The sequence below is a fragment of the Mesorhizobium sp. M4A.F.Ca.ET.050.02.1.1 genome (assembly GCF_003997725.1).
In the GTDB taxonomy this organism is placed as follows: domain Bacteria; phylum Pseudomonadota; class Alphaproteobacteria; order Rhizobiales; family Rhizobiaceae; genus Mesorhizobium.
This window is the reverse complement of record NZ_RZSG01000152.1, coordinates 1-10172: the sequence shown is the minus strand read 5'-3', so window position 1 is coordinate 10172 and position 10172 is coordinate 1. Positions and strand designations below refer to the sequence as shown.

11 protein-coding genes are annotated in these 10172 nt (G+C 65.6%); 7 read left to right on the top strand and 4 right to left on the bottom strand.

Annotation, left to right across the window (positions count from 1 at the left end):
* Nucleotides 1-56: 56 nt before the first annotated feature.
* A complete protein-coding gene (locus tag EOA33_RS13060) occupies nucleotides 57-1112 on the bottom strand; it encodes a sugar phosphate isomerase/epimerase (RefSeq protein WP_127405807.1) in 1056 nt (351 codons plus the stop codon).
* A gap of 400 nt (nucleotides 1113-1512) precedes the next feature.
* Between EOA33_RS13060 and EOA33_RS13055 the strand changes: the two genes are divergently transcribed.
* The 5 genes from EOA33_RS13055 to EOA33_RS13035 all read left to right on the top strand — a co-directional run bounded on the left by EOA33_RS13055 (nucleotide 1513) and on the right by EOA33_RS13035 (nucleotide 5810).
* Nucleotides 1513-2400, top strand: a complete 888-nt coding sequence (locus tag EOA33_RS13055) for a sugar phosphate isomerase/epimerase (protein ID WP_127405806.1) — start codon at nucleotides 1513-1515, stop codon at nucleotides 2398-2400.
* Between the two features lie 54 nt (nucleotides 2401-2454).
* Entirely contained in the window at nucleotides 2455-3624 is a 1170-nt protein-coding gene (locus EOA33_RS13050; RefSeq protein ID WP_126058213.1) for a mandelate racemase/muconate lactonizing enzyme family protein, read from the top strand.
* Between the two features lie 2 nt (nucleotides 3625-3626).
* On the top strand, nucleotides 3627-4343 hold the full coding sequence (locus EOA33_RS13045) for a FadR/GntR family transcriptional regulator (RefSeq protein WP_126058212.1): 717 nt from the start codon (nucleotides 3627-3629) through the stop codon (nucleotides 4341-4343).
* A gap of 65 nt (nucleotides 4344-4408) precedes the next feature.
* A complete protein-coding gene (locus tag EOA33_RS13040; protein WP_126058211.1) occupies nucleotides 4409-5389 on the top strand; it encodes a hydroxyacid dehydrogenase in 981 nt (326 codons plus the stop codon).
* A 1-nt stretch (nucleotide 5390) separates the two neighbouring features.
* A complete protein-coding gene (locus tag EOA33_RS13035; protein WP_245455378.1) occupies nucleotides 5391-5810 on the top strand; it encodes a hypothetical protein in 420 nt (139 codons plus the stop codon).
* Between the two features lie 21 nt (nucleotides 5811-5831).
* On the opposite strand, the gene EOA33_RS13030 is transcribed toward EOA33_RS13035, so the two are convergent.
* Nucleotides 5832-7124: an amidase gene (locus tag EOA33_RS13030; RefSeq protein WP_127405805.1), complete on the bottom strand. Its 1293-nt coding sequence runs from the start codon at nucleotides 7122-7124 to the stop codon at nucleotides 5832-5834.
* A 142-nt stretch (nucleotides 7125-7266) separates the two neighbouring features.
* Between EOA33_RS13030 and EOA33_RS13025 the strand changes: the two genes are divergently transcribed.
* Nucleotides 7267-7614 (top strand): GFA family protein, encoded by a 348-nt coding sequence (locus tag EOA33_RS13025; RefSeq protein ID WP_126058209.1) that lies wholly within the window; start codon nucleotides 7267-7269, stop codon nucleotides 7612-7614.
* A gap of 7 nt (nucleotides 7615-7621) precedes the next feature.
* Here the strand turns inward: EOA33_RS13025 and EOA33_RS13020 are convergent, their stop codons facing one another.
* Nucleotides 7622-8530, bottom strand: a complete 909-nt coding sequence (locus tag EOA33_RS13020; RefSeq protein ID WP_126058208.1) for an SDR family oxidoreductase — start codon at nucleotides 8528-8530, stop codon at nucleotides 7622-7624.
* A gap of 93 nt (nucleotides 8531-8623) precedes the next feature.
* On the opposite strand from EOA33_RS13020, the gene EOA33_RS13015 reads away from it, so the two are divergent.
* Nucleotides 8624-9214 carry a helix-turn-helix domain-containing protein gene (locus EOA33_RS13015; RefSeq protein WP_189375537.1) on the top strand — a complete coding sequence of 197 codons (591 nt, stop codon included), beginning with the start codon at nucleotides 8624-8626 and terminating at the stop codon, nucleotides 9212-9214.
* A 20-nt stretch (nucleotides 9215-9234) separates the two neighbouring features.
* Here EOA33_RS13015 and EOA33_RS13010 read toward each other — a convergent pair.
* Nucleotides 9235-10172 (bottom strand): MFS transporter (locus EOA33_RS13010; RefSeq protein ID WP_145989125.1); only part of this gene is annotated, 938 nt, incomplete at its 5' end.

The following is a 10172-nucleotide window of genomic DNA, read 5'->3' as shown; positions in this document are numbered from 1 at the left end:
AGCCGACCCCGCCCGGCTTTGGGCCACCCTCCCCCCAAGGGGGAGGGAAAGCGGTACTAGACTCCCATCATGGCGCGCAGCGCCTTCTTGTCGGTTGCGCCGCCGGCGAAATCGTCGAAGGCCTTCTCCGTCACCCGGATAATGTGGTGCTGGATGAAGGGCGCGCCTTCGGCAGCACCATCCTCCGGATGCTTTAGACAGCATTCCCATTCCAGCACCGCCCAGGAATCGTAACCGTACTGGGTGAGCTTGGAGAAGATGCCGCCGAAATCGACCTGCCCGTCGCCGAGCGAACGGAACCGCCCGGCACGGTTTACCCAGCCCTGATAGCCGGAATAGACGCCTTGCCGCCCGGTCGGGTTGAACTCGGCGTCCTTGGCGTGAAACGCCTTGATACGCTCGTGGTAGATGTCGATGAATTCGAGATAGTCGAGCTGCTGCAAGAGGAAGTGCGACGGGTCGTAATTGATGTTGCAGCGCTTGTGGCCGCCCACCGCGTCGAGGAACATCTCGAAAGTCGCGCCGTCGAACACATCCTCGCCCGGATGGATCTCATAGCCGATGTCGACACCGTTCTCGTCATAGACGTCGAGGATCGGCTTCCAGCGTTTGCCGAGCTCGGCGAAGGCCTCCTCGATCAGGCCGGCTGGCCGCTGCGGCCATGGGTAAAGGTAGGGGAAGGCCAGCGCTCCGGAGAAGGAGACCGAGGCCTTGAGCCCCAGATTTTTCGATGCCTTGGCGCCGAATTTCATCTGCTCGACCGCCCATTGCTGCCGGGCTTTCGGATTGTTGTGGACGGCCGCCGGCGCGAAGCCATCGAATTGCGCGTCATAGGCCGGATGCACCGCAACCAGTTGCCCCTGAAGATGCGTCGAGAGCTCGGTGATCTCGACGCCGGCATCGGCGCAGATGCCTTTCACCTCGTCGCAATAGGCCTTGGAGGTCGCCGCCTTCTCCAGGTCGAACAGCCGCGCGTCCCAGGTCGGTATCTGCACTCCCTTGTAGCCGAGGCCGGCTGCCCATTTGGTGATCGACGACAGCGAATTGAACGGCGCGGCATCGCCCGCGAACTGCGCCAGAAACAGACCGGGACCCTTCATCGTCGACGGCATCGGCATCCTCCCTCTCTCTTTTGACGGCCAAGCATAGCGCTGATTGAAAACAGGGCCAGCCCGTTTGGTGTTTTCCTGTCGGCGCCAGTACGCGTCGTCATTCTGGTATGACCAAATATCGACATTTGGTCAAGCGGCCGAACAGGCGCCGGAAGCGCTTTCGTTCGTCACAAACTGTGAAAATATGTTAGATTATTCAAGGAAGTAAGCAGAGCCTGACATCGCCGCACGCGACTTCTTGCCGTGCAGCTGAATTTGCGGTAGACCTCGCATCAGGCCCAATTGGTCGAACCAGTTTGCCAGAAAGACACTGGAGTACCTTGGGGAGGAATCGCACGGCGGGCTTTGCTCGAGCCACGTCGTGGGAAACGTGACAGGCGAACTCTGGGAAGGATAGACCATGCATCTTTCGACGCACAACTGGATGCGGGCGGAGCCGTTGGAAGTGACGCTGAAGCGCATCAAGAAATTCGGCTATGAGTCGATCGAGATCTCCGGCGAGCCCGAGCAGTACAAGACCGGGGAGACGCGCGCGCTCTTGAAGGAGCACGGCATCCGCTGCTGGGGCTCGGTGACGCTGATGCTGGGCGAACGCAACCTCGCCGCCAAGGACCAGGGCCAGCGCGAGCGTTCGGTGCAGTACGTCAAGGACGTGCTGACCATGGTCAGCGAGCTCGATGGTGAGATCATCACGCTGGTTCCCGCCACCGTCGGCAAGGTAGTGCCCGACGGCACCGAGGCGGAGGAATGGGGCTGGGTGGTCGACGCCACCCGCGAGTGCTTCGCCCACGCCAAGAAGGTCGGCGTCAAGGTCGCGGTCGAGCCGCTCAACCGCTTCGAGACCTATCTGTTCAACCGTGGCGCCCAGGCGCTCGCGCTCGCCGACGCGGTCAGCCCGGAATGCGGCGTCTGCCTCGACGCCTATCACATCCACATGGAGGAATTTAACGTCTATGACGCCATCCGTCAGGTCGGCAAGCGCCTGTTCGACTTCCACGTCGCCGACAACAACCGCTTCGCCGCCGGCCTCGGCCAGATCGACTGGCCGCGGATCGTGCGCACGCTGAAGGAGATCGGCTATGACGGCGCGCTGACCAATGAGTTCGTCGCCCCTGTCGACCGCACGCCGGCCGCGCCCTATCCCGACATGGTCGAGCGCCATCCGGTCGACATCTCGCCAGAGCAGCTGAAGTTCATCCAGGATCACGGTTCCAGCGTGCTGACGGAGAAGTTCTACACCGACCAGATGCGCATCACCGCCGAAACGCTGCTGCCGCTGATCAGGTAGCCGATCCAAAGAGAGACGCCCTTCCGCCTTTCTGCGGCGGGGCCGGGGATGACCATGCGCATCAAGACGGTCCAAGCCTGGTGGGTTCGCATACCGATCGAAGCCGCGAAGCAGCATCGCAGCGACTTCGGTCAGGTGACGACGTTCGACGCCGCCATTCTGCGCATCGAGACCGATGACGGCCTGGTCGGCTGGGGCGAAGGCAAGAACGCCGCCGGCAGCGCCGGCAGCTATGGTGCCCTGGTCCACATGCTGAACCACGAAGTCGGCCCGCAGCTCATCGGCCGCGACCCGACCGACATCGGCGTCATCTGGGAGATGCTCTACAACGGCGTGCGCCACCACACGGCGGCCCATGGCGGACATGCCATGCCGCAACTGGCGCGGCGCGGCATGAGCGTGGCCGCCATCAGCGCCGTCGACATCGCGCTCTGGGACATTCTCGGCAAGTCGCTCGGCCAGCCCATCTGGCGGCTGCTTGGTGGCCGCAAGGTCGAGCGCATGCAAGCCTATGCTTCCGGCGGCTGGGCGCCAGCCGAGACCATCGGCGAGCAGCTCAAATCCTACATCGCCAAGGGCGGCTTCAAGGCACTGAAGATGCGTATCGGCGCCATGGACGGCGCCCCGCATATTTCCGCAGGGCGCGTCCGCGCGGCGAGAGAGGCCCTCGGCGCCGACGTCGAGCTGATGGTCGACGCGCATGGCACTTATACGGTGGCCGAGGCAAAGCGCTTCATCCAGCTTGCCGGCGACCTCGACCTCGCCTGGTTCGAGGAGCCGGTGATCGCCGACGACAAGCCGGGCATGGCCGAAGTTCGCGCCTCGAGCTCGATCCCGATCGCCACCGGTGAAAGCGAGGCGACGCGCTATGCCTTCCGCGACCTCGCCGTTCTGAAGTCGGCTGACATTTTCCAGCCGGACCCCGCCTTCTGCGGCGGCATCAGCGAAGCGATGAAGATCGGCACCATCGCCAGCGCCTTCAACCTGCGCTTTGCCCCGCATCTGTGGGCCGGCGCGCCCTGCTTCTTTGCCGGTCTGCATGTCTGCGCCGCCTCGCCGGCGAGCTTCACCGTCGAATACTCGCTCGGCGCCAACCCGATGATCCACGATCTTATCGAAGAGACTGTCGAAGCAAAGGACGGTATGATAGCGATCCCTGAAAAGCCCGGATTGGGATTCACAATCTCGGAGCGATTCCTGGAGGCGAACGCGCAACGCTGCTGACGATGAAAGAAAAGAACCTTCTCGCGGAACTCGCCGCCTATCTGTTCTCCAAATCGGACAAGGAGACGGGTCGCACGCCGTCGGAGCGCGAACTGGCCGAGCACTTCGCCGTCAGCCGCGGCCAGATCCGCGAAGCGCTGGCCATCCTGGAAGCCATGCGGATCGTCGAACGCCGCGCCAAATCCGGCATCTATGTCGACACCAAGCAGGCGAGCGTCGAGGCGTTGGCCCTTTTCGCCCGCGCCGGCCTGCCGCTCGATCCGATCCAGATCTACGAAACGGTCGAGTTGCGCAAGATCCACGAGATCAAGGCCGCCGAGCTTGCCTGCTCACGCGCCACCGAGGAGAATTTCGAGCGGCTGCGCGAGATCCTGAAAGCCTCGGAGGAGCGTATCGCCGCCGGCGAGGGTCTGGCCAAGGAAGACCGCGAGTTCCACCTCGAGATCGTGCGCGCCACCAAGAACGGCATCTTCCACAACATCTGCAGCGTCTACTACCTGATGGGCGAGCAGCGCCTGCCGATCTATTTCAACGATCCCGAGCGCAGCGTGCGCTCGCATGCAGAGCATATCCAGATCTACGAGGCGCTGCTGCGCCGCGACGGCAACCTCGCCCAGGCGCTGATGAACGCCCATCTGCAAGGCGCCGAAAGCTATTGGAAGGGCCTGATCGAGGGGCGTGGGACGGAGCCGACAAGCCCGGCGCTCGAAAAGGCCTAGAGCATTTTGCAGCCCAAGCGGCATCGCTTGGCATCGCAGAAATGCGGCAAACAAACGGGAGCCACATGCCCAGAATCCTGTCGACGCACCCGCTGCATCCGCGCGCCTCCGCCATGCTGGCCGGGGCAGGCAAGCTGGTCGTCGCTTCCGCCCTCGATGGCAAAACGCTTGCCGCCGAGGCGAAGGATGCTGATATCGTCATCGTCCGTGCGCCGCTGCCACCTGAGCTCTTCGGCGGCGCCGCGAAGCTGCGCGCCGCGATCCGTCATGGCGCTGGGCTGGACATGATCCCGGTCGAGGCGGCAACGTCAGCCGGCGTGCTGGTGGCGAACGTGCCGGCGGTCAATGCGCGCTCGGTCGCCGAGCACGTGATGTTCGTGACGCTGGCCTTGCTTCGGCGTTTTCGCATGGTCGACCGCGACCTGCGCGCCAAGGGCTGGCTCGCCGGACGCGACCATGCCAACGCCAACACCGAGCTCGCCGGTAAGACCATCGGCATTGTCGGCCTCGGAGCGGTCGGCCAGGCGGTCGGCCATATCGCCGCGCACGGCTTCGACCTCAATGTCGTGGCAACGACGCGCAGTATGCGCCCGGCGCCCGACAAGGTCGGTTTCCTGTCGATCGACGCGCTGGTCGAGCAGAGCGACATCATCGTGCTTTGCTGTCCGCTGACGCCGGAGACGCGCGGCCTGATCAGCCGCGAGCGCATTTCGCGCATGAAGCCGAACGCACTGCTGATCAACGTCTCGCGCGGGCCGGTGGTCGACGACGATGCGCTGATCGAAGCCTTGCGCAAGGGCAGCATCGGCGGTGCCGCGCTCGACGTCTTTGCGACGCAGCCGCTGCCGCCGAACCATCCCTATTTCAGCTTCGACAATGTCATCGTCACCCCGCATATGGCCGGGATCACCGAGGAGTCGATGATGCGCATGGGCGTCGGCGCGGCGGGCGAGGCGCTGCTGGTGCTGGCCGGCAAGCTGCCGGCAAATCTGCGCAATCCGGACGTGGTCGACCACTACCGTCGACGGTTTCCGGCCGACAGGTGAAATGCACCGCGCTTCCGCCTCAATTCTTGGTGACGCTGAAGCCATGTTGAATCGTCGCTTGGCATCCTTGGTTCTCGCCGCATGTTCGATCGCGGCCTCGCCCACACTCGCTGCGACAGAGAGCAGCGACTATGTCTACTGCAGCAATGGACTCGTCTGCTTCAGAGCCCCTTGTCCCTCAGGCAACGCGCTGGATCTGGGCACCGGCAAGGTCGTCAAAGGCGTGGCACTCAACACCACCGAATTGCCGCTGCAAGACAGGGCCGCACCCGATACATCAGACAAGCTCCACGCGGGAAAGCTCGTCGTCAGAGGATCGATCCAGCATCGCGGTGAGCCGAACGAGCCGCCCATGCTGGTCGTTACGCGTATCGAACGCGCCTCTGGCAAAGCCGAGCGCAGGCGCTGCGCGGCGCACTGATTGCCGTGGGCACGCTGCTCGTCAGAGCAGCCGCTCCATTTCTGCCGCGATGCGCAGCAGATGGCGGTCATGGCCGTTGCGGGCCACCAGCATCAACCCGGCCGGACGCGCCGTTCCAGGCATCGGCACAGAGATGGCGCAGAGATCGAACTGGTTGGCGACCTGGGTGTTGCGCAACAGCAGGCCTTCGGTCCGCTCGCGCAGCGCCGCGTCGCTAGCCATCAAGGCGATGGTCGGCGCCGCCACCGGCGTCGTCGGCAGGGCCAGCACATCGACCGCGGCCAGCCGCTCGTCCATCGCTGAGGCCAGCGCCTTGCGGCGCCGGATTGTCCGGATATAGACCGACGCGGGGATGGCCAGCGCGCGCGACAACGGCCCGCTGACATGCGGATCGACCGGCACGGAAGCGCCTGTCGCCAGCCAGTCGGCATGGACCTCGGCGCCTTCCATTGACGCGATCGTCGCGCGCCTGGTCGCCGCCCGCATCTCGGCGAGCAGGTCGTCGATCGACAGGTCCGCAACCCGCGCGCCGGCCCGCTCGACCTGGCCCAGGCATCTTTCGAACGCGGTCGCCACCTCGCTTTCGGTGTCCTCGAAAGGAACGCCGCGCGGGATACCGACACGAAGTCCGGCAAGTGGCAACGGCAGATGCAGCGGGGGCACCTCCTCAGCCGCCATCACCGCATCGGCGACGGCACAGGCGGCGACGCTCAGCGCCAGCGGTCCGATCGAATCCAGCGTCGCGGACAACGGATAGGCCCCCGTCAGCGGCACCCGACGCGCCGTTGGCTTGAAACCGATGACGCCGTTCAGCGATGCCGGTATGCGCACCGAACCGCCGGTGTCGAAGCCGATGGCGATGTCACAGGTACCTTCGCCGACCGAGACGCCGGCGCCCGAGGACGAACCGCCCGGTATCAGGCTGGCGTCGGTGGCATTGCCGGGCGTGCCGTAATGCTGGTTGGTACCGATCGCGGTGAAGGCGAACTCGGTCATGTTGGTCTTGCCGAGGATGACCGCGCCCGCCTGGCGCAGCCGGCTGACGACGGCGGCGTCGCGCAAGGCGGGCGCGGCGGTCTTGAGCATCAGCGATCCGGCCGTGGTCGCCTCGCCGGCGACGTCGAACAGGTCCTTGATCGAGACGATCGTGCCGTCGAGCGGTCCGAGCGTCACGCCGGCCTTCCGCCGCGCATCGCTGGCGTCAGCGGCTGCTCGCGCTGCCTCCGGGTACAGTCGCACGAACACGCACTCGTCGCTCGCGCGGGTCGCGAGACGCGACAGCAGAATTTCGAGATGATCGCGGACTGATTGCATTTTCGGTGTCGGACTCCGCAAGGCTGCAGCGTCTTTAGAGCATGATCCCGAGAAGTGGGAACCGGTTTTCGGAAAGATCATGCTCCAACAATGAGTTGGATCAGGCATATTTGCACTGCCGGGCCGAAGGGGAGAAGGAACGATGCTCTACAAAGGCGGCTGCCACTGCGGCAAGGTGGCGTTCGAGGTCGAAGGCGAGCTCGGCGGGGCCGTGCGCTGCAACTGCTCGATCTGCGCCCGCAAGGCGGCATTGCTCTGGGCGGTGCCGCATCGGAACCTGCGGCTGCTCGCCTGGGGCGACGACCTCGGCCGTTACACCTTTGGCAAGGGCGCCATCGCCCATCGCTTCTGCCGCTTTTGCGGCATCCATCCCTTCGCCGAGGACGTCGGCGACGGCAGCGAACGCAGCGCCTATGTCAACATCAATTGCCTCGACGGGATCGACCTTGCCTCCGTCCAGATCTTCGACTTCGACGGTCGCTCGGCCTAGCGCAATTCTAGCGATACCCGGTCGCATCGGCCGGCTTGCCGGCATCCTGGACCTCCGGGACATAGCGCCAGGCATCCGGGCGCGAACCATCGAGATCGGTGAAGCCATAGACTTGCGCCAGCCCGCCGCTGGACAGCGACTGCCCGTTCCAGCGCGACCGCTCCGGATCCGCGGCCAGCGCCACGACGGCGCGGCCGACGAAGCGCGGCGTCTCCGAAATGACGAAATGCGGTACCTTGGCGGTCGCGTCGCGCCAGTTCGCCTCGCTGACGCCGAAGGCCTCCAGCATCATTTCGGAACGCAGCCAGCCGGGCGTCAGCGAGACCGACGTGGCGCCATGTGGCGCGAGGTCCTTGGCGTGCGCCCATGCCATGCGCGTCGCCGCCACCTTGGCGAGGTCGTAGAATGGCGACAGCCGGTAGTGGTCTGCATTGTATTCGGCCGTGCCGTCGGTGACTTCGACATGCAGCCCGCCCGGCCGCTCGATCATCAGCGGCAGCGCGTGGTGCGCGGTGATCAGATGCGTGTCGATGGCCAGGCGCAGCAGGCGCAAGCCGTTCTCGAGATCGTGGTCCCAGACCGGCTTGTTCCACTCGAACAGCTTCTCGCCGCCCCACAGATCGTTGACCAGGACATCGAGACGGCCCTGCTCGGCACGGATACGCTCGACCAGTTCGCGCACATCGTCAGCAATCAGATGATCGACCTGGACGGCAATGCCCTTGCCGCCTTGCGCCGTGACCAGCTCAGCCGTTTCCTCGATCGTCTCCGGACGGCCATAGTCCGACTGTTGCGTCCGCGTCGTGCGCCCGGTGACATAGACGGTGGCGCCGGCGGCGCCGAGCTCGACCGCGATGCCACGGCCGGCACCGCGCGTTGCGCCGGCGACAAGGGCGACCTTCCCTTCAAGCATCATCGAAACCTCCCGAACCAAAACACCACAACGAGGGCTGGCGCCTGCTGCGCTCCTAATTTATAAATGATCATTCGTTTATAAATGGATGTCAAGATGACCCGGCCGAAAACGCAACCCGACGAGCAGGTGCTGGAGGTCGCCTACCGGCTGATGCACGCCGAAGGCCCGGAGGCGCTGACCTTCGAGCGGCTGGCGCGGGCATGCGGCCTATCGGGGTCGACGCTGGTGCAGCGCTTCGGGAGCAAGGCGCAGCTGAAGCAACGCACGCTGCTTTATGCCTGGGATGGGCTCGACCGGAAAACCGAAGCGCTGTCCGCCTCGACGCCGAGGACCCCGGCCGGGGCCATCCGGTTGTTGGGTGGTCTATCCAGCGGCTATGGCGACATCGAATCCTATGCCGAAGGTTTGCTGGTGCTGCGCGAGGACCTGCGCGATCCCGTGCTGCGGGCACGTGGCGCCGCCTGGAAAGCGGCGCTAAGCAAGGTGCTCGCCGACTGTTTCGCCGGTATACCCGGCATGCCTCAGGACATCGGCCTGCTGATGGCGTCGCACTGGCAGGGCTCGCTGCTGTGGTGGAGCTTCGATCCCGAAATGGAGCTGACCGCCTATGTCGAGCACAGCCTGGAGCGCTTCGTGGCGGCGATCACGGCGACATCGGCCCGGGCGGCTGCCGGGCCGATGTAGGATGATCGCGCGGGGGCTGGCTAGCCCGCGCGCTTCGGCCCCATCAGCACCGCCACCAGGGCCGCCAGCAGCGTTGCGATGCCGCAATAGGCGAAGGCGCTGGCGACGCCGGCATGGTCGACCAGCAGGCCGCCGAAGACGGCGCCGAGCGCGATCGCCACCTGGAACGTGGCGACCATCAGCCCGCCGGCGCTTTCGGCCTCGTCCGGCGCCGCGCGCACCAGCCAGGTCTGCAGCCCGACCGGCACCGCGCCGAAGGCGAAGCCCCAGGCGGCGACGGCGATCGCCGCCGTCACCGGCGAGGCGCCAAGGGTGAGCAGCACCAGCGCCGACACGGCAATCAGCAGCGGCGCCAGGGCGACCGCGGCCTTCAGGTTGCGCTCGGCCATGAAGCCGCCGGCGAAGTTGCCGAAGAAGCCGCCGATGCCGTAGCCGAGCAGCACCAGCGAGATCGTCTCGATCGGCAGCACCGGAACCACCTCGAGATACGGGCGCACATAGGTGAAGCCGGCAAAGTGACCCGAGGCGACCAGCAGCACGACCAGCAGCGCCGCCCTGATCATCGGCCGCTTCACGACCTCCAGCAACGCGCGCACGCTGGCCCCGCCGGCCGGCGGCAGCCGCGGGATGGTGGCAAGCTGCACCAAGAGCGCCAGCGCGCCGACGACGGCCGCGATCATGAAGGCGGTGCGCCAGCCCCAGACATCGCCGACATAGGCGCCGACCGGCGCGGCGGTGACGGTGGCGACCGAAACGCCGGTGAGGATGATCGACATGGCGCGCGGCATCAGCCGCATCGGCACGAGCCTCAGCGCCATCGCCGCCGACATCGACCAGAAGCCGCCGAGCGCGACGCCGAGAACCACCCGGGCCAGAAGCAGCATGGTCAGCGAGGAAGCAAAGGCTGCGAGCAGATTGGAGACGATGAGCAGAACCGTCAGCATCCACATCACCAGCC

Excerpts from the sequence above, each read along its gene's own strand:
- EOA33_RS13060 (WP_127405807.1), bottom strand. The coding sequence starts at position 1,112 with ATGCCGTCGACGATGAAGGGTCCCGGTCTGTTTCTGGCGCAGTTCGCG.
- EOA33_RS13055 (WP_127405806.1), top strand. The coding sequence starts at position 1,513 with ATGCATCTTTCGACGCACAACTGGATGCGGGCGGAGCCGTTGGAAGTG.
- EOA33_RS13050 (WP_126058213.1), top strand. The coding sequence starts at position 2,455 with ATGCGCATCAAGACGGTCCAAGCCTGGTGGGTTCGCATACCGATCGAA.
- EOA33_RS13045 (WP_126058212.1), top strand. The coding sequence starts at position 3,627 with ATGAAAGAAAAGAACCTTCTCGCGGAACTCGCCGCCTATCTGTTCTCC.
- EOA33_RS13040 (WP_126058211.1), top strand. The coding sequence starts at position 4,409 with ATGCCCAGAATCCTGTCGACGCACCCGCTGCATCCGCGCGCCTCCGCC.
- EOA33_RS13035 (WP_245455378.1), top strand. The coding sequence starts at position 5,391 with ATGCACCGCGCTTCCGCCTCAATTCTTGGTGACGCTGAAGCCATGTTG.
- EOA33_RS13030 (WP_127405805.1), bottom strand. The coding sequence starts at position 7,124 with ATGCAATCAGTCCGCGATCATCTCGAAATTCTGCTGTCGCGTCTCGCG.
- EOA33_RS13025 (WP_126058209.1), top strand. The coding sequence starts at position 7,267 with ATGCTCTACAAAGGCGGCTGCCACTGCGGCAAGGTGGCGTTCGAGGTC.
- EOA33_RS13020 (WP_126058208.1), bottom strand. The coding sequence starts at position 8,530 with ATGATGCTTGAAGGGAAGGTCGCCCTTGTCGCCGGCGCAACGCGCGGT.
- EOA33_RS13015 (WP_189375537.1), top strand. The coding sequence starts at position 8,624 with ATGACCCGGCCGAAAACGCAACCCGACGAGCAGGTGCTGGAGGTCGCC.